We start from the raw sequence: 17,847 nt of genomic DNA, 5'->3' as shown, positions 1-17,847 counted from the left end.
GGCTTTGCACATGGACCCGATTATCGCTGCATGTGCAACGCTCGACAATACGGACTTATCTTCCGAGGTCCGAATATGTCCAAGCAAGACCGCCTGCTCTTACTGTCCGACGTGATGCTGCTGGTGGTCGCGGTGGTCTGGGGCACCAGTTATGGAATCGTCAAGAGCGCGCTTGTGTTCTATCCGGTGCTGGGTCTCTTGACGCTGCGATTCGGCATTACGTTTGTCATGCTGTCACCTGCGTTGCACCGTTTGCGTCATGCCGATGCTCGTACCTTGCGCGGCGTATTCATTGCAGGCGTGCTGCTGCTGGGCATTTTCTTAAGCGAAACCTTTGGGGTGCTGCTGACGCGCGCCTCCAATGCGGCGTTCCTGATCAGCCTGTGCGTGGTGCTGACGCCGCTGGTCGAGTGGGTGATGCTCAAGCGCAGGCCCGGGCGGATTGAATGGGCGGCGGTCGCGCTCTCGCTGTTGGGGGCATGGTTGCTTGCCGGAGACGGAGCGGTCGTGCTAAATCCAGGCGATGCGCTGATCCTGCTGGCGGCCTTGCTGCGTGCGCTGAATGTCTGTGTGACGAAACGCGTGCTGCGTGACTCTACGCTGCCGCCTTTGTCCGTGACGGCCGTGCAGTCGGGTGTGGTCGCGTTTGGCAGTGCGGCCGTGGCGCTCGTGTTCGCGCCGCAGCAGTGGCAGCACGTGCCGTCGTTTGCCGGGCACATGCCGTTTTGGGGCGGCGTGTTCTATCTGGTTTTTGCGTGCACGCTGTTTGCATTCTTCGCACAGAACTACGCGATCAAGCGCAGCAGTCCAACCCGCGTTGCCTTGCTGATGGGGAGCGAACCCGCGTTCGGCGCGTTGTTTGCCTGGTTTTGGCTAGGCGAGAAGATATCGCTTGTTGCATGGGTCGGCGGCGGGTTGATTGTCGTGGCGTCCATGCTGGCCACGGTGCGCTGGCGCAAGGCGGTAACGGTTGGCGTTCCTCGCGCTTCAGAGGTTCTGCCCTGAGGCGGGGTCGATCCCGGCGACCTGCAGATTGGTGTTCTCGATCGCTGCTCTTGCCCCGGTTTTCAACTGCGTGACCGCTTCGATCAGCGCGTGCCGGAACATCTCGTTCGAGGCAAGTTCGGCGCTAAAGACATCGCGGCAACCAAGCAGTGCATCGACAAGGCCTTGCGGTGCGTTTCTCGTGTCTCCCACGTTTCCCACGTTTGTCGCCAGCGCAGTCAAGCGCGAGGCCAGCGGATCGCTGATAACGAAAGAGGTGCCGTCGTCGGCACGTCCGCGCAAGAAAACAAACCACGCTGCAACGCCAAGCGCGAGCCGCGAGATTGGCTGTCCGCGCTCCAGGCGCGCCGCAATGGTCGCGAGAAGGCGCGGTGGAATCTTCTGGCTGCCATCCATGGCAATCTGCGCGCAGCGATGTTTCAGCGCCGGGTTTGCATAGCGTTCGAGCAACGCATCGCGGTACGCCATCAGGTCGAACGATGCCGGCACGCTCAAGGTCGGTGCGATCTCGTCCGTCATCATCGAATGGATCAGAGCGTGCAGCGGCGCGAAGGAAATTGCTTCATCGATGGTTGCGAACCCCGCCAGCACCGACAGGTAAGCGAGCGTCGAATGGGTGCCGTTCAGCATGCGCAACTTGGCGAGTTCGAACGGCATGACGTCATCCACGAGTTGCGCGCCCACTTGTTCCCATGCGGGACGTCCGGCAGGAAAGCGATCTTCGATCACCCATTGACGAAATGGTTCGCACGGGACCGGTACCTCGTCGCGAAGCCCAAGCGCAACGGCCGCGGCATCGCGGTCGGCGTCTGTCGTGGCGGGAACGATGCGATCCACCATCGTCGACGGGAACGCGACTTCGCTATCGATCCACGTTGCCAGCGCTTCATCAAGCACCCGGGCATGGGAGCAGACTACCTGGCGCAATGCTGCGCCGTTGTGCGAAAGGTTGTCGCAAGAAAGTACGGTGAATGGCGCGATGCCGGCATCGCGCCTCGTTTTCAATGCGGCGACGAGGATGCCCAGTACCGTGCCGGGCTCGCCGGGATGCTCCAGATCATGTGCGATGCCGGGATGACCGCGATCGACGTCGCCCGTCTTCGTGTCGCGGCAATAGCCCTTTTCGGTGACCGTCAGCGAGACGATCCGCACGTAAGGGTCGGCAAGCAGGTCGAACAGGCGCGCGCGGTCATGCGGTAGCGCGAGCACTTCACGCAGCGCGCGAATCACACTCGTCTTCACACCCTGCGGCCCGCGCTCCACAACGCTATACAAGCCATCCTGCGCCATCAACGCATCGCGCTTGGTGACGTCACCCTGCAGCGTGACGCCGCAGATTGCCCAGTCGCCACCCGCGGCCAGCATGGCCTCTTCCGTATAAATCGCTTCGTGCGCCCGGTGAAAATTTCCGATGCCCAAATGAACGATGCCGATACGCGGATCGCACCACTCTGGCGCCAGCAGATGATCCTCGATTGAGGGGAGCGTTTTGCGGCAAAGCACGGATTCAGCAGTCATTTTGGATAGCCTGGAGCGGGAAAACCCTTGGTTGACGATTAAGTCTACTTGTATGGTAGCATCAATTCCATTGATCGCATCTCAAGGAAATCCCCATGAAAATCGTCCGCGCCGATGTCATCGTCAGTTGTCCGGGACGCAATTTCGTCACGTTGAAAGTGGTGACCGACGAAGGGGTCCATGGCATTGGGGACGCCACCCTCAATGGCCGCGAACTGGCCGTGGCTTCTTATCTGAAGGATCACGTGTGTCCGCTGCTGATCGGCCGGGACCCGGGGCGCATTGAAGACATCTGGCAGTTTTTATACAAGGGCGCTTACTGGCGCCGCGGCCCGGTGACCATGACCGCCATCGCCGCGGTGGACATGGCGCTGTGGGACATTCTCGGCAAGGTCGCGAACCTGCCCTTGTACAAGCTGCTGGGCGGCGCGTCGCGTGAGAGCGTGATGGTCTACGGGCATGCGACCGGACGTGACATTCCGGAGGCTCTCGACCGCTATGCAGAGCACGTGGAGGAGGGGTACCAGGCTATCCGCATTCAATGCGGCGTGCCGAACATGCGCTCGGTGTATGGCGTATCGAAGGGGACGGGCATGTATGAGCCAGCCACCAAAGGCGCGGTGGAAGAGCAGACCTGGTCGTCGGAAAAGTATCTCGACTTCGTGCCCAAGCTTTTCGAAGCGGTACGCGACAAGTTCGGATTCGATACCCATCTGCTGCACGACGTGCATCACCGTCTCACACCAATAGAGGCAGCACGGCTGGGTAAATCGATCGAGCCGTATCGTTTGTTCTGGATGGAAGACCCCACACCTGCCGAGAATCAGGCTGGTTTCCGGTTGATTCGCCAGCACACGGTGACGCCGATCGCGGTAGGCGAGGTGTTCAACAGCATCTGGGATTGCAAGCAACTGATTGAAGAGCAGTTGATCGACTACATTCGCGCCACGCTCACGCATGCGGGCGGCATTACGCACCTGAAGCGCATCGCGGATTTTGCTTCGCTTTACCAGGTGCGCACGGGTTGCCACGGCCCGTCCGATTTGTCGCCGGTCTGCATGGGCGCGGCGCTCCATTTCGACTTGTGGGTGCCGAACTTCGGCGTGCAGGAATACATGGGTTTCCCGAAGGAAGCACTGGATGTTTTCCCGCACGCGTGGACCTTCGACCGGGGCACGATGCATCCCGGCGAAGCACCCGGTCATGGCGTGGATATCGACGAGGAACTCGCCGCGCGTTATCCCTACGATCCGGCTTACCTGCCGGTTGCGCGGCTCGAAGACGGCACGCTCTGGAACTGGTGATCAGCGGCGTTTGACAGAACCGCCCGGCGGAAACGTCCGGTAGAAAATCAGGAGACAGGCAATGGCAGATCAGAACAACAGCGCGATGTTACGCCGCGTCGCCTTTGCATCGACGATCGGCACCGCTGCCGAGTACTACGATTTTTTCGTCTATGGCACGGCTGCAGTGCTCGTGTTCGGGGCGAAGTTTTTCCCCGGCAGCGACCCGTTGATCGGGACGCTCGCCGCGTTCGCAACCTATGCAGTAGGCTTTATCGCGCGGCCGCTGGGCGGCATTGTGTTCGGGCATTTTGGCGATCGCATTGGCCGCAAGAAGGCGCTGATCGTCACCATACTGATTGTGGGCCTGGGTACATTCCTGATTGGCCTGCTGCCTGACTATTCGCAGATCGGCATCTGGGCGCCGGCTGCACTGATCCTGATCCGTGTGCTGCAAGGTTTCGGTGTTGGCGGAGAACAAGCGGGCGCCGTGTTGCTGACAGCGGAGTATGCGCCGCCGCCAAAGCGGGGTTTCTTCGCCAGTCTCGTCCAGCTCGGCGCACCCGCCGGGTTCCTGATTCCGGCGGGCATCTTTGCCGTCCTCACCGCAACGCTCACGCACGAGCAACTGCTTGACTGGGGCTGGCGGCTGCCGTTTCTCGGCAGCATCGTACTGGTCGTGGTGGGCTTGTATATCCGCTTGCGCACGGAGGAGTCGCCGGTCTTCGCGGAGATTCGCAAGACGCAGGCGGTCGAGTCGCGGCCGGTTGTTGAAGTCGTCCGGCAATTCGGCCCCACGATCCTGAAGGGTGTCGGGGCGAAGCTGATCGAGGCCTGTACGTTCGCGATGTACACGATGATCGTGCTGGCTTACGGACGGGTGCACGGTGTCAGCGAGAGCTTGCTGCTGCAGACGATCATCGTCGCGGTCACGCTCGAACTGATAGCGATCCCACTGGCTGGCGCGCTGTCGGACCGGATCGGCCGCCGCGCCACGTTTATTGCAGGCAGCCTGCTGCAGGTCCTGCTGGTTGTGCCGCTGTTTCATGCCGTCGACAGCGGCAGCCGTCTTGCGATCCAGACAGTGATGATTCTTGCGATCACGGTCGGCCATAGTCTTTGCTATGCGCCGCAGGCGTCGCTCTTTCCCGAACTCTTTCCGGCGCGGGTGCGTTGCAGCGGCATCGCGCTGATCTGGCAGATCGGCTCGCTGATCGGCAGCGGCGTACTTGGACTTGTCGCGGTGAAGATGCTTCAGATGACGGGCGGCAGTTCCGTCGGACTGATCGTCTACGTGATTGCGCTGGGCATTATTTCCACGCTGTGTATTTATCTTTTGCCTGAAACCGCACCTTTGCGTCGCGGCGGCGATCTTCACGACTGGGGTACGCCGTCACTCGCTACATCTGCCCGCGAAACGCGGTCATCCCCTGTTTTCGCGGCGCGCCGCTAGCCACGCATGGTGCCGCGGCACGCACACTATTCAACGGAGCCTCTCATGCTTGCAGCCGTCCTTCACGAACCGAAACGCCTGCGTATCGACGAAGTCGATGCGCCTCAACCACAGCCGGGTCAGGTTCAGATTCGCGTGCGCGCAGGCGGTATCTGCGGGTCGGACCTGTCGTATTACTTCAAGGGCAAGAGCGGCGATTTCGCGGTCCGCGAGCCGTTCGTGCTCGGTCATGAAGTCGCGGGTGAAATCGCGGCGCTAGGCGAGGGCGTAAGTGGCTTGCGCGTTGGCCAGCGTGTTGCCGTGAACCCGGGTCTGAACTGCGGCGAGTGCCGGTTTTGCGTGAAGGGCATGACCAATCATTGCCTGAACATGCGCTTCATGGGCAGCGCCTCGACGTTCCCGCACATGCAGGGCATGTTCCGCCAATACATTGCGGTTGCCGCACGTCAATGCGTGCCTGTGCCTGATGCACTCGACTTCGCACAAGCGTCGATGGCGGAGCCGCTCGCCGTTGCATTGCACGCGCTGAGGCACGCGGGATCGCTGGTCGGCGCCCAGGTACTGGTGATTGGCTGCGGGCCTATCGGCTGCATTTTGCTATCGGTTGCTCGGCGTGCAGGGGCGCATCGTCTCGTGGCGCTCGACCTCGCGGACAAAGCGTTGCAGATGGCTGCCACGCTGGGCGCCGACCAGACCGTGCTTGCCACCGACCAGGCACAGGTCGAAGCATGGTCCCAGTCGCGCGGCACCTTCGACGTCGTGATCGAAGCATCCGGCAGTCCTGCCGGGCTCGACACCGCGCTTCGCGCTGCGCGTGCGGGTGCCGCCGTGATCCAGGTGGGCAACCTGCCGGCGGGGCAGTCGCCGGTCGCGGCGAATCTCGTGATGGCGAAGGAATTGCGCTATCAGGGATCGTTCCGTTTCACCGATGAATACGCGGTCGCCGCCGAAGAAATCGCCACCGGAAAGATCGATCTGAGTCCGTTGATGACGCATGTCTTTCCGCTCGCGGACGCAAACCATGCGTTCGAAGTGGCGCAAGACCGCAACCAGTCGATGAAGGTGCATCTGCAGTTCGACTGAATCCCTATTACCGCATTGCCCGAGCGCCCGATCACAAAGAGGCGCATTCCAGGAGACATTCATGTTCAGAAGCCAGCGCTGGTTCGTGGTCGGTTTGCTGTTTCTCGCCGGCGTGATCAACTATCTTGATCGCGCTGCGCTCTCGATCGCGGCCCCGTTGATCCAGAAGGATCTCGATTTTTCGCATGCGCAGATGGGCATTGTGTTCAGCAGCTTTTTCATCGGCTATGCGCTGTTCAACTTTGTTGGCGGCGTGCTGTCGGACAAGATCGGCGCAAAGAAAGTGTTTGGCGCGTCGATGGGCATCTGGTCGATATTCTGCGGAGCGACCGCGCTGGCAAGCAGCCTGGTCTCGTTGATCGTGTTGCGGGTTCTGTTCGGCATGGGAGAGGGTCCATTCAGTTCGTCGAACAGCAAGATGGTCAACAACTGGTTTCCGCGCCGCGAGGTGGCCAGCGCCATTGGTGTGATCAGTTCGGGTACACCGCTGGGTGGCGCGCTTGCGGGGCCGGTGGTCGGCTATATGGCAATTCGCTTTGGCTGGCGCTGGGCGTTTGTCGTCATCATGCTGCTCGGTCTGCTATGGCTTGTGGTGTGGACCTTGACCACGACAGAACAACCGCAGCAGGACAAGCGCGTGAAACCCGAGGAGCTTGCGTTGATTGTCGCCGGCCAGCAGCAGGCTTCGTCGATGGAGCATGCGCCCGAAGGCGAGAAGGTCGGCCTGAAGTTCTACCTGAAGCAGCCCATCATCCTCGCGACAGCGTTCGCCTTTTTTGCCTACAACTATGTGCTGTTCTTCTTTCTGTCATGGTTCCCCACGTATCTGACCGAAGCGCACCATATGTCGCTTCACGACATGAGCATTGCGACCGTGATCCCCTGGGTGCTTGGCAGTATCGGCCTCGCTGCGGGTGGTTTTGTCACCGACATGATTTTGCGGATCACGGGTAAGCCGTTACTTGCGCGGCGGATCGTTTTATCGGTGTGCCTCGGGGTAGCCGCGGTATGTGTCGGATTTGCCGGCCGGGTTGAAAGCATGGAGGGCGCGGTCGCGTTGATGTCGGTCTCGATCTTCTTCCTCTATGTCACGGGCGCAGTCTATTGGGCTGTGATCCAGGACACCGTCCGGCGTGAGAACGTTGGGGGCGTGGGCGGTTTTGTGCATCTGCTGGCTAACCTCGCCGGGGTGATCGGGCCGGCGGTGACGGGCTTCATTGTGCAAGCGACCCATGGTGCGTATGGCAGCGCGTTTGTGCTTGCTGGAGCCGTCGCGGTGCTGGGAGCGCTTTGTTCGTTGATCTGGATTCGCGAACCGCGTGGGGACAAGCTGAAGGCGCGCCGAGTAGTGGTGTCGTAGGTTTAGCTCGCGCCGGTGGATGGGGTATGGGGTGCGGGTTCATTCGCGGGCTATCGGTGCCTGTGACGCGGTAATGTCCTGCTTTAACTCTGGATATGACAACGCCAATAGATTCAGCATCGCAACACCAAACCGACGCGCGAACTCATCGTCAAGCAGGTGCCTGTCGCCTACTTGTGCAGCTGACTCGTCAAAAAGAATCGGAATTTCGAGCGCGTCGGCGATGATGGGTTGCGTCTTTTCGCGCTCGGCCGGATAGACCAAAAGCCGCGCATCTTCCGCTGAAAAATCTATGATGATGGACCGCTTTGGATGATTCGAAGCCGTTAGTAACCCCTACATTGTTGGTATCTATCGAACGCGTTTGCACGGCACAGTGCCATGCCTCGACTCAGGCCCATCGGATATGCAACGGCACCACACATTTCTAGCGCCCGCTCGTATTCGGTCATACATTGAGTCTCGATTGCTTCGCTCACTCCTCGCGCTGCTACTGACAATACGTCATCGCCGGCCGCGCTCTTGATGTACTCAAACGGCGCGGCATCGCCTAGCGGCGTGCTCGCCGCGCCGCCACTGACCCACAAAGGCCCGCAAGTGTGCGGGCCGATGCTTCAAGCGCTTGGCGGGCCTTCGGGGTCTCTTTCTGTCGTAATCGACAGGTGATCTTTTAGAAACTGCGATCGGGACGCGAGAGTAAGCAATACCATTCCCCCCAAACGTCTAGCAAAATCATCATCAACTCGATTGTGAAAGTCATCTAGCGCCACGTCAAAGCTCGCGTGTTCCGCCAGCGCCCCGGCAATAGCATCCACTGGCACATGATATGTGGAGATTGTGTTTGTTTCCTCGTTATAGACGGACACGCTGCACGTCTGACGTTTTGATTGCATTAATAGCCCCTGCATTGCTGGTAGTTGGCGAAAGCGCGCGCTTCGCATGCCATATAGTAAGCGGGACTCTGAAACATAGCCCCGCCCGCCGAACATAAGTCCATATCACTCTCGTATTTTGCGAAGCATTCCGCTTCATGCGATTCACTGACTCCACGCGCCGCTATAGATAAAAGATCGCCGCCCGGTTCGCTGGGCGAATATTCGAACGGCGCGGCATCGCCTAGCGGTGTTGCCCTGCTGCCAGCGTCCGTTACTTCGCCTAGATCGAATGCATCGTTCCGCGATGCCAGCGCGGACGCAACCGACGCAAGCAAAGCGGATGCAGCCCGAGCGGCACGGGTTCGCGCGCCCGCTTCGGCCATTGTTTCGATATGACGGAATGGTTTTAGCGCGCTCGCTGCTCGCGCGGCGCGCTCGTCAATCGCCTGGTTATACGCTTAAAATCGTCCCGGTGCGCTTTCGACCGGGCCGCGTAGCTGCTGGCGCGTTCGGCAATGTCCTTTTCATATGCCGCGTCATCGTAGTGGCGCATTGGAACGAAGCCACTATGCGCAATGTAAGCGGGTTCGGCTCGAAGAATCAGGACTGACCCGTCGAGCACGCAGCGACATAAGCACGTCACGACTTCACGCGGATTATCTGCCCACATTCCCGATAGATGCCACGGAATCGATTCTTTAATGAATGTTCGAATCCGGGCCACGACTTCAGGTTGAGACGCCCAATGTCTCTCGTTCCGATCCGCAAACAGTTTCTCCCCTGCCGCGAGTGCATCAAGCTCGGTTTCGTAGCGCTCACGGGGCGACAAATCACTCGGACCACACAGCATGTATCGGTAATGTCCGTAATTGAACAGTTCCACGCGCATCCCGTTTGTCCCCTGATTTTTTAACGGCAAACGCGAAACCTAACGCACTTTTCCGCACGGCCATCTCAATAAAGACATGCAGAAGACGGCTGCCCAAAGACTACCCCGCGCTATCCGAGGACAACCTGCCTCCAATATCACTCCTATCTCCAACGACCAAATCTGCCGCAGCGGCGTGGTAGTATGGTAGGTGACAAGATGAAGCCCAGGCTTTATCTTTGTCCTCTCTTTACTCTTCGTTCAGGTGTGGGTCATGGTCACGAAAAACGTCTTGCCGGCGCCGTTGCGACGTGACGCGTCGTCTTCGTCAGACGGCATCAGTAGCAGTGAAAGAACGGCTTCCTCCGCATCGCCGGCCGCGCCTGCCCGTGGCCGCGCTCGTGCAACTGAACCACGCGTAGCGCTGCCCAATCTGCGTGCTCAGCTTCAGGTTGAATCGCACGAACCGATCGGCAAACAAATCTTTCGCGCCCTTCGCGAAGCCATCTTTTCGGGCGCGCTGGTGCCGGGCACACCTCTGTCCGAAACCGAAGTTTCAGAAATGTTCCAGGTCTCCCGGCAACCGGTTCGCGAAGCGTTTATCAAGCTCGTGGAGTCAGGCGTGCTGCAGGTGCTGCCGCAAAGAGGAACCTTCGTGAAGAAGATCTCTCCACGACGCGTGCGCGAAGGCAGGTTCATCCGGGAAGCGATCGAGGCCGCAGTGGCCCGCAAGGCCGCGGTAGAAATCAGCATGGAGCAGCTTGCCGAGCTCGCCGAAAATCTACGCGACCAGAAGACCGCGGCAAAGGTGAACGACACCACCTCGTTCCTTGCGCTCGACGAACGGTTTCACTTCCTGATCGCGCAATCCATTGACTGCGTCGCGGCATGGGACACCATCCAGGACATCAAGGCCCAAATGGATCGCGTGCGTTATCTGAGCCTGCCGGAAGTCTCGCCGCTTGAATTGCTGATCAAGCAGCACGCACGGATTCTGAGTGGGCTGAAAGCGCATGACGCCGACGCCGCCGAAGAAGCCATGCGTGCACATCTGCGTGAAATCCTGGTCTCGCTAAAACCAGTCGCCGAACGCAATCCGGATTGGTTTGAACCCGATGAAGGCGAGCGCGTCCACCTTGCCAACTAGCCTGCCGGCGCCGCACCGCGCTCGGTCAGGCTCGTCTCTCAGATGAGCTCGATTTCGACGAACACAACCTCATGGCCGCTGGCGTTGACAACGTTGTGTTCAACGCCCTTCAATCCGGCATAACTCTGCCCGGCACGCAGTTCGGAAACACGGTTGCCTGTTTTGGTTTCAAGCAGGAGTTCACCGCTGGTTTGCGGAACGACAATGTAGTCGTGCCCATGCACGTGCCAGCCGGTCTCGGCTCCCGGTGCGAATCGCCACTCGGTGACTATTGCGCGATCGTTTGATACCTGCTGCGTGGGAACTGCCGGTGAACGGGTCATGCGGTTTCCTCCCTTGTTGGACGGCTTCAGGCCATCAGCATGCGGCCCAGTTCGATCAAACCCTTGTCGCTGCCGGGCGGCCCGATCAATGAAAAGCCCAGCGGTACACCGTCTATCTGCATTAACGGCAGCGAGAGCTGAGGGCATCCGCCAAGTCCCGCGACGCACAACATCCGGATCGCCTGGTTACGGTACGACTCCAGCGCTTCGTCGGTGTCCGACAGCAGCGGGGCGACGTCGGGCATCGTGGGCATGAGAATAATGCGCCCGCCCGCGAGCAGGCTCAACAAGTTTGCGCGGAAATCCGCGCGTACGCGCTCACTGTCCCCGTTCTGCGCCGGCGTGACCGTACATGACCATGCGAAGCGTTCGCGTACACCCGGGCCGAGCTGCAAGTCGAACCGCTTGATGGATTCCCCCTGACTTTGCCACGCCTGAAATCCCTGCGTATAGCGAAATGCCCAGTAGAGCGCGTCTATGGAAGGGCTCATGATGTCGACGCTTTCCACTGATCCGAAGCAAGGCTTGAGGCGGTCAAGCGTCGCGAGGAAAATCTTTACCACGGGCTCCGGCAGCCCGGCCAGCAACTCGCGCGGCAGGCAGGCTTGCTGCAATGACGGGAGCGTCGTTGTATCTTCGCCGAGCAGCACGTTGCCCACGCGTGCAAATGTTTCGATGTCGCGCGCGAACCAGCCGCAGGTGTCGAACCCTGGCGACAGCGGCATGCAGCCGTCGAGCGACACGCGCGCGTGGGTTGGCCGCAGGCCGACCAGGCCGCAATGACTGGCCGGCGCACGGACCGAGCCGCCGGTGTCGGTGCCAAGCGCAAAATCGCACAGTCTATTCGATACCGCCGACGCCGACCCCGAACTCGAGCCACCGGTCACACGGTCCGGCGCGGCGCCATTGCGCGGTGCACCGAAGTGCGCGTTCTTGCCGGTCATCGAGAACGCCAGTTCCTCCGTATAGGTCTTGCCCGCGAAGGCGGCGCCGGCCTCGAGCAAGGCCGCAACAACCGGCGCATTGGCCGTCTTGATACCGGACATGGCTAGCATGTGCGGGTTGCCGCAGCCGGTCGGGTAGCCGGTCACGTCGAAGATGTCCTTTACGCCGAACGTCAGGCCCGTGAGCGGGCCGCTGGCGGCATGGGGTACGGAGACGTCGGGATACGGTACGAAGGCGCGATACGAGGCGAGGTCGGGGATCATTTCAGTGTCAGTGAGTGGGGACGATCTCAGTCGTCGGGGGCAGCGTGGCGATTTCATCGACCCGAATGCAGCGGGCCGAATGCTTATGGCCGACTGCGCGTTCTTCAGGTTGTGTCTGCAAGCAGCGGTCGATCGCATGGGAGCAACGCGGCGCGAATGCGCAACCGGGCGGCAACGCGGAAAGGTCCGGGGGTGCACCGCCGATTGTTTCCAGCCGAACGCCTTTTTTCATGGCGCCTTGCGTACGACCCTTGAGCAACGCGATGGTGTACGGGTGCCGCGGTTCGGTCAGCAGCGCGAGCGCCGGTCCCTGCTCGACGATCCGGCCCGCATACATCACCGCGATGCGATCCGCGACTTCGGTCGCAGCGCCTATGTCGTGCGTAACGAACACAATCGACAGGCCCAGCTCTTGTTGCAGGTCACGCAGAAGCAGCAGGATCTGGATCTGCACTGTAGCGTCGAGCGCGGTGGTCGGCTCATCGGCGAGCAGCACACGCGGTTCGCACGAGAACGCCAGCGCGATCATCGCGCGCTGGCGCATGCCACCCGACATCTCGTGCGGATACGCATCCAGCCGGCGTTCGGGGCTTGGAATGCGGACCTTTTCGAATAACGCCAGCGCTCGCTTGCGCGCTTCCGCCTTCGATACCCCCTGATGCCGCCGCACCATCTCGGCAATCTGCGCACCGAGCGTATAGACCGGATCGAGGGCGAGCAACGGCTCCTGGAAGATCATCGATACCACCTTGCCGCGCAGGCCGGAAAGCTGCCTGCGCGAAAGCTTCAGGACGTCCTGGCCTTCGACGTCGAGCCCACCCTCCATTCGCGTAGTCTTCTCCGAATGCAGCCGCATGATCGCGCGCAGCGTAACGCTCTTGCCCGAGCCGGATTCGCCGAGCAAGGCGACTACTTCCCCGCGTCCCACTTCCAGGTCGACGCCGTTGACCGCGTGGATCGTCCGGCCGGGTGTGATGAACCGGACCTTCAGGTCGCGCAGGCTGATGCTGGTCTCCCGCTTCGTGTCCATCACGCCACCTCCTGCACAGCCGCAATCCAGATTGGAACGTAGCCGCTGTCCGGCTCATATTCCAGGCACGTAACCTGTCCGCCACCGACCGTGGAGACGGCCGGTACGCGTTTGCTGCACACGTCCTGCGCCTGCGGGCAACGCGTGTGAAAGCGGCAGCCGCTGGGCGGGTCGATCGGATTGGGCGGATCGCCGAAGAGCGGGGCAGCGGTCGTGCGGCGTGTCGGGTCCACGCTCGGCATGGAATTGAGCAAGGCCCGCGTGTAGGGATGCAGCGCGTGCGCAAACACATCCTCCGCCGTGCCGATCTCCACGATCTCGCCAAGGTACATCACGACCAGCCTGTCCGAGATGTAGCGCACCACGTTCAGGTCGTGGCTGATGAAGACATAGGTCAGTCCGAATTCCGCCTTGAGGTCGGCGAGTAGATTCAACACCTGGGCTTCGACGGATTTGTCGAGTGCCGACACAGCCTCATCAAGAATCACGAGTCGCGGACCGAGCGCCAACGCGCGTGCAATATTCACGCGCTGGCGCTGCCCGCCCGACAGTTCGTGCGGGTAACGTCCCGCGAACCGCACGGGATCGAGTCCCACGCGTGCGAGCAGGTCGCGTCCGCGCGCGATGGCGTCTTTCGAGGAGACACCATGGACAGTCGCACCGAACGCGATTGAATCTTCAATCGTCATGCGCGGATTGAGCGACGAGAAGCTGTCCTGGAACACCATCTGCACCTGACGGCGAAACTCGCGCAAAGGCAGGGCGCGCGAACCAACGGTCTCGCCGTCAAAGACGAGTTCGCCGCTATCCTGCTGCAGCAGTTGCATCATCAGCCGCGCCATGGTGGATTTGCCGCAACCCGACTCGCCGACCACGCCAAGTGTTTCACCCTTCAGTACATCGAACGAGATGTTGTCGACCGCACGCACCACGTTGCGCGCGTCCTTTAGAAACGGCAGCCCCTTGTTGCCAAGCGGAAAATGCCGGACCACATTTTTCACGCTCAGCAGCGGCTGGCCCGGGCCGCCAACGTCACGGCCGTTTGTCGTGATCGTGGCCATTACTTGATCTCCATCGCGGCACGCAGGCCGTCGGACAGAACGTTGAAGGCAATCGATGTCGCGAAGATGAACACGCCCGGCAGTGCGGCGAGCCAGGGTTGCACATAGATTGCCGTGCGCAGCGTATTGAGCATCAAGCCCCACTCGGGGTTCGGCGGCGTGACGCCCAGACCGAGGAAGGACAGGCCGGAGGCGAGGATCATCGAGACCGAGATCAGGCTGGTGGAGAACACGAAGATCGGCCCGATCACGTTGCCGAGCACGTGCACGCGCACGATCGTAAAGGCACTCGCGCCCGATGCCCGTGCGGCATCCACGAAATCACTGCGGCGGACTTGCGTGGTCACGCTCTCGGCAATCCGTGCGATCTGCGGGATGAACACCACGGTCAGCGATACCAGCGCGTTGCCAATGCCGGTACCCAGCGCACCCGACAACGCAATGGCGAGCAGCACCGAAGGAAACGCGTAGAGCACGTCGATCGTGCGCATGACGAGTGCGTTGATCAGGCCGCCGGCGTATCCCGCCATGATCCCGATCGCGCCGCCAATGCCGAACGCGAGGAGGACGGGTGTCACGCCCATGAAGAGCGACAGGCGAGCGCCCAGGATCAGGCGGGACAGCATGTCGCGGCCGAGCTCGTCGGTGCCGAGCAGATAACCCGTTGTGCCGATCGGCTTCAGGCGGTTGAACATGGAAGCGGCGAACGGATCGGCCGGCATCAGGAGCGGCGCGGCAACGGCCATGACCAGGAAGATGAGGATCACAGTCGCGCCGAGCATGGCCTGGGGATTGCGGACCAGGCGTCGCAGCACATTGGCTCCGTGTCCGCGCGAGCGCAACGGCGTGGGTGGGAGTGTGAGGTTATCGCCGGTAGCGGTGGTAGTCGTGGTCACGGCTCAGCCCCTTTCGATGCGTGGATCGAATACGGTTTGAAGGATGTCAACCAGGAGATTAAGGATAACGAAGAACAGGGCGAGTACCAGGATCGTGCCTTGCAGCAGCGGCAGGTCGCGCTGGAAGATCGCCGCATTGAGCAGGAACCCCGTGCCCGGCCAGGAAAACACAGTCTCGATCAGGATCGAGCCACCCAGAAGATAACCGAGTTGCAGGCCCATTACTGCCAGCGCGGTCGGCGCGCAGTTCTTCAGCACATGGCGGAACAAGGCGAACTCGCTCAAGCCACGGGCCCTCAATCCGACCATGAATTCCTGCGACAGCGTATCGGCCACCAGCGCGCGGACCGTGCGCGCGATGATGCCCATGGGGATGAAAGACATGGTGACGGCAGGCAGGACGAGGTACTGGAAGTGCGCCCAGTCCCATTGCCAGTCGGCCGAACCGTCCGGCCCTGCACCGGTGGCGGGCAGCCACGTCAGCTTCACCGAGAACACGATCACGAGCACCATGCCGAGCCAGTAATGCGGCACGCTCACACCGGTGACCGACACCAGCGAAGCTGCGCGGTCGATCCATGAGCCGCGCATGTAGCCCGCCACAAAGCCGAACAGCGCGCCGAATGCAAAGCCGATCAGCGTGGCCAGCGCGGCGATCATCATCGTATTGCCTACCGCCTTGATCACTTCGCCCGCGACCGGGCGGCCGGTGGCGATCGAGGTGCCGAGGTCGCCGTGCAGTGCGCGCCAGACCCAGCTGAAGAACTGCACCGGCAGCGGCTGGTTGAAACCGTAGAGCTCCATCAATTGCTTTTGCAGGTCGGCCGATGCGTCCGGCGGCAGGATGGAGACCAACGGGTCGCCCGGCGCGATATGAACCAGCATGAAGCAGAGGAACGCTACACCCAGCATGATCGGCAACGCATAGAGCGCGCGCCGTAGAAGATAGGAAAGCATGAGGTGGGGCCCGGTTGCCGCCGTCCGGATGCAGAGTGTCCGGACGGCGGCGGGTTCAGGTCAGTTCATCGACATGGTGGCGACGTCGATGAACCAGCTCTTCGGTTGCACCACGCCGTGCACCTTGGCCGAGATCGCGCGGGGGCCGGTGTCGTGCGCGATCCAGATGAAGGGCGCGTCGTCGACAATATCGCCGTGCAACAGCGCGAGCAGCACGTCACGCTGCTTCGCGTCGAAGGTGGTGCGTGCCTGCTGGATCAGTGCATCGATCTTCGGGTTGCTGTAGTACCCCCAGTTGTTCGATACCGGCGGGAAGGCCTGCGTGCTGACAAAACGGACCATCGCGAAGAACGGGTCCATTGACGCGAAGCTCACGTTGGTTGCATTCGCGCCATGTGCCGACGGGTCCTTCGCCCCGAGGCGCCAGTTGGTGTAGAGCGTGTTCCACTCGACCACGTCGAAGCTGACGTCGATGAAACAGGCCTTCAGGTTTTGCTGCACGAACTCGTTCATGGGCAGCGGCTGCATCTGACCGGACCCCGAAGCCGAAATCTGCACCTTGACCTTCAGCGGCTTGGCCGCCGAATAACCGGCTTCGGTCATCAGCTTGCGGGCTGCGTCCGGGTCGTACTTGATCTGGAAGGTCGGGTTGCCGCGCCACGGGTCGCCCGGCTCGAAGGTGCCGGTTGCTTCGCTCATCATGCCGCCCAGCAACTGCTTGAGCGCCGTGCGGTTCACACAGAGGTTGGCTGCGTAGCGCACGCGTTTGTCGAGCCAAGGTGAACCCGGCAGGAACGAGAGCTGCCACGGCCATACATGAGGTTGCGGGTTCGAATAGATCTTGAAGCCACGCGACTTGATGGCGTCCATGGAATCCGGCGCGGGCGCCTCGATCCAGTCGACCTGTCCTGACAGCAGGGCTGCCGTGCGGGTATTGGCCTCGGGCAGCGGCAGCAGTACTACGCGATCAATCTTCGGCCTGCGTGCCGGGTCCCAGTACTCGGTGTTCTTGGCCATCTCCAGGCGTTCGCGCGGCACGAAGCGCGCCATCTTGAACGGGCCGGTACCTGACGCGTCGGCGGCGAACGCGATCCAGGCCTGCTTGCCGCGCTGGGCTGGATCGGTCACCGACGCGGGAATGGCGGCGAGTTTTTTCTGCCACTGCACGGGCGAAGCCATATACAGGTTTGTCAGGTTGATCGGCAGGAACGAGTCGGGTTCAGAGGTTGTCAGCTCAACGGTCAGGTCATCGATCTTGCGCGCCGAGCGCAGCGTGGGCATGCGTGACGCGGTCACGCCGACCTGGCTCGGGTCGAAGTTCGGCGCGCTCTTGTTGAGCACCTTGTCGACGTTCCAGACCACGGCGTCGGCGTTGAATGGCGAGCCGTCGTGGAACTTCACGCCAGGGCGCAGTTTGAAGATCCATTTGGTGTGGTCCTTGGGGTCGACTTGCCAGGACGTGGCGAGATCGGGGATCAGTTCGCTGGGTCCTTTCTCATGGCTCAGGTCCCATTGCGTGAGACCGTCGTACATGGTGATGCCTGTGAAGCGATTGCCCTCATAACCCTGGTCCGGCTGGCCCAGCGTGCGAGGAATGTCGCCTGCCGTCATGGCGATCCTCAGCACTTTTTCCTGTGCTTGTGCGGCGGCAGGCAAGACCGCGCTGCATGCCAGCGCGCAGGCCCACGTCAGCAAACTTGATTTGATGAAGTTCATGCAGGTACGATCCTTTATGGCGGTTGATCTTCGGTGGATGGTGGGGAGAGCGGCCAGGAACGGC

The 17,847-nt window shown here is 61.3% G+C and carries 15 protein-coding genes; 6 read left to right on the top strand and 9 right to left on the bottom strand.

Annotated elements, in window-relative coordinates; all coding sequences use genetic code 11:
* Positions 1-75 precede the first annotated feature (75 nt).
* Positions 76-1,005 carry a DMT family transporter gene (locus ABH944_RS10425; protein WP_404606736.1) on the top strand — a complete coding sequence of 310 codons (930 nt, stop codon included), beginning with the start codon at positions 76-78 and terminating at the stop codon, positions 1,003-1,005.
* Here ABH944_RS10425 and ABH944_RS10420 read toward each other — a convergent pair.
* Positions 988-2,523 carry a mannitol dehydrogenase family protein gene (locus ABH944_RS10420; protein WP_404606735.1) on the bottom strand — a complete coding sequence of 512 codons (1,536 nt, stop codon included), beginning with the start codon at positions 2,521-2,523 and terminating at the stop codon, positions 988-990. The two genes, ABH944_RS10425 and ABH944_RS10420, sit on opposite strands and share 18 nt — an antisense overlap.
* A 95-nt stretch (positions 2,524-2,618) precedes the next feature.
* Between ABH944_RS10420 and manD the strand changes: the two genes are divergently transcribed.
* From manD to ABH944_RS10400, 4 genes are all read left to right on the top strand, one after another.
* Complete coding sequence (manD, locus tag ABH944_RS10415; RefSeq protein ID WP_404606733.1) at positions 2,619-3,827, top strand: D-mannonate dehydratase ManD; 1,209 nt, start codon at positions 2,619-2,621, stop codon at positions 3,825-3,827.
* A 61-nt stretch (positions 3,828-3,888) separates the two neighbouring features.
* The gene (locus tag ABH944_RS10410; protein ID WP_404606731.1) at positions 3,889-5,259 is read left to right on the top strand and encodes an MFS transporter; all 1,371 of its coding nucleotides are present in this window, start codon (positions 3,889-3,891) and stop codon (positions 5,257-5,259) included.
* A gap of 45 nt (positions 5,260-5,304) precedes the next feature.
* A complete protein-coding gene (locus tag ABH944_RS10405; RefSeq protein ID WP_404606730.1) occupies positions 5,305-6,342 on the top strand; it encodes an L-idonate 5-dehydrogenase in 1,038 nt (345 codons plus the stop codon).
* Positions 6,343-6,403: 61 nt separating this feature from the next.
* Positions 6,404-7,702 (top strand): MFS transporter, encoded by a 1,299-nt coding sequence (locus ABH944_RS10400; protein ID WP_404606729.1) that lies wholly within the window; start codon positions 6,404-6,406, stop codon positions 7,700-7,702.
* 39 nt (positions 7,703-7,741) lie between these two features.
* Here the strand turns inward: ABH944_RS10400 and ABH944_RS10395 are convergent, their stop codons facing one another.
* Entirely contained in the window at positions 7,742-7,966 is a 225-nt protein-coding gene (locus tag ABH944_RS10395) for a hypothetical protein (protein ID WP_404606727.1), read from the bottom strand.
* Between the two features lie 1,753 nt (positions 7,967-9,719).
* On the opposite strand from ABH944_RS10395, the gene ABH944_RS10390 reads away from it, so the two are divergent.
* Entirely contained in the window at positions 9,720-10,592 is an 873-nt protein-coding gene (locus tag ABH944_RS10390) for a GntR family transcriptional regulator (RefSeq protein ID WP_404606725.1), read from the top strand.
* A gap of 38 nt (positions 10,593-10,630) precedes the next feature.
* On the opposite strand, the gene ABH944_RS10385 is transcribed toward ABH944_RS10390, so the two are convergent.
* From ABH944_RS10385 to ABH944_RS10355, 7 genes are read right to left on the bottom strand one after another with little or no spacing between them, the layout of a single operon-like run.
* Positions 10,631-10,915: a cupin domain-containing protein gene (locus ABH944_RS10385; RefSeq protein WP_404606723.1), complete on the bottom strand. Its 285-nt coding sequence runs from the start codon at positions 10,913-10,915 to the stop codon at positions 10,631-10,633.
* A gap of 26 nt (positions 10,916-10,941) precedes the next feature.
* Positions 10,942-12,123 carry an amidase gene (locus ABH944_RS10380; protein ID WP_404606722.1) on the bottom strand — a complete coding sequence of 394 codons (1,182 nt, stop codon included), beginning with the start codon at positions 12,121-12,123 and terminating at the stop codon, positions 10,942-10,944.
* Positions 12,124-12,130: 7 nt separating this feature from the next.
* Complete coding sequence (locus tag ABH944_RS10375; RefSeq protein ID WP_404606721.1) at positions 12,131-13,153, bottom strand: ABC transporter ATP-binding protein; 1,023 nt, start codon at positions 13,151-13,153, stop codon at positions 12,131-12,133.
* Positions 13,153-14,214, bottom strand: coding sequence for an ABC transporter ATP-binding protein (locus tag ABH944_RS10370; RefSeq protein ID WP_404606719.1), 1,062 nt, complete (start codon positions 14,212-14,214; stop codon positions 13,153-13,155). Before ABH944_RS10370 ends, ABH944_RS10375 begins: the two co-directional genes overlap by 1 nt.
* Positions 14,214-15,056 (bottom strand): ABC transporter permease, encoded by an 843-nt coding sequence (locus ABH944_RS10365; protein ID WP_404606957.1) that lies wholly within the window; start codon positions 15,054-15,056, stop codon positions 14,214-14,216. The genes ABH944_RS10370 and ABH944_RS10365 overlap by 1 nt, the downstream gene beginning before the upstream one ends.
* Before the next feature lie 57 nt (positions 15,057-15,113).
* On the bottom strand, positions 15,114-16,067 hold the full coding sequence (locus ABH944_RS10360; protein WP_404606718.1) for an ABC transporter permease: 954 nt from the start codon (positions 16,065-16,067) through the stop codon (positions 15,114-15,116).
* Between the two features lie 60 nt (positions 16,068-16,127).
* A complete protein-coding gene (locus ABH944_RS10355; RefSeq protein WP_404606717.1) occupies positions 16,128-17,783 on the bottom strand; it encodes an ABC transporter substrate-binding protein in 1,656 nt (551 codons plus the stop codon).
* Positions 17,784-17,847 lie beyond the last annotated feature (64 nt).

It is taken from the genome of Caballeronia udeis, from assembly GCF_044909315.1.
GTDB classification, from domain to species: domain Bacteria; phylum Pseudomonadota; class Gammaproteobacteria; order Burkholderiales; family Burkholderiaceae; genus Caballeronia; species Caballeronia udeis_A.
Note: the sequence above shows the minus strand (reverse complement) of the source record. Positions and strands in the feature narration are given on the sequence as shown.

Coding starts and splice junctions, on each gene's coding strand:
- ABH944_RS10390 (WP_404606725.1), top strand. CDS start 9,720: ATGGTCACGAAAAACGTCTTGCCGGCGCCGTTGCGACGTGACGCGTCG.
- manD (WP_404606733.1), top strand. CDS start 2,619: ATGAAAATCGTCCGCGCCGATGTCATCGTCAGTTGTCCGGGACGCAAT.
- ABH944_RS10405 (WP_404606730.1), top strand. CDS start 5,305: ATGCTTGCAGCCGTCCTTCACGAACCGAAACGCCTGCGTATCGACGAA.
- ABH944_RS10360 (WP_404606718.1), bottom strand. CDS start 16,067: ATGCTTTCCTATCTTCTACGGCGCGCGCTCTATGCGTTGCCGATCATG.
- ABH944_RS10420 (WP_404606735.1), bottom strand. CDS start 2,523: ATGACTGCTGAATCCGTGCTTTGCCGCAAAACGCTCCCCTCAATCGAG.
- ABH944_RS10385 (WP_404606723.1), bottom strand. CDS start 10,915: ATGACCCGTTCACCGGCAGTTCCCACGCAGCAGGTATCAAACGATCGC.
- ABH944_RS10425 (WP_404606736.1), top strand. CDS start 76: ATGTCCAAGCAAGACCGCCTGCTCTTACTGTCCGACGTGATGCTGCTG.
- ABH944_RS10400 (WP_404606729.1), top strand. CDS start 6,404: ATGTTCAGAAGCCAGCGCTGGTTCGTGGTCGGTTTGCTGTTTCTCGCC.
- ABH944_RS10370 (WP_404606719.1), bottom strand. CDS start 14,214: ATGGCCACGATCACGACAAACGGCCGTGACGTTGGCGGCCCGGGCCAG.
- ABH944_RS10355 (WP_404606717.1), bottom strand. CDS start 17,783: ATGAACTTCATCAAATCAAGTTTGCTGACGTGGGCCTGCGCGCTGGCA.
- ABH944_RS10380 (WP_404606722.1), bottom strand. CDS start 12,123: ATGATCCCCGACCTCGCCTCGTATCGCGCCTTCGTACCGTATCCCGAC.
- ABH944_RS10375 (WP_404606721.1), bottom strand. CDS start 13,153: ATGGACACGAAGCGGGAGACCAGCATCAGCCTGCGCGACCTGAAGGTC.
- ABH944_RS10410 (WP_404606731.1), top strand. CDS start 3,889: ATGGCAGATCAGAACAACAGCGCGATGTTACGCCGCGTCGCCTTTGCA.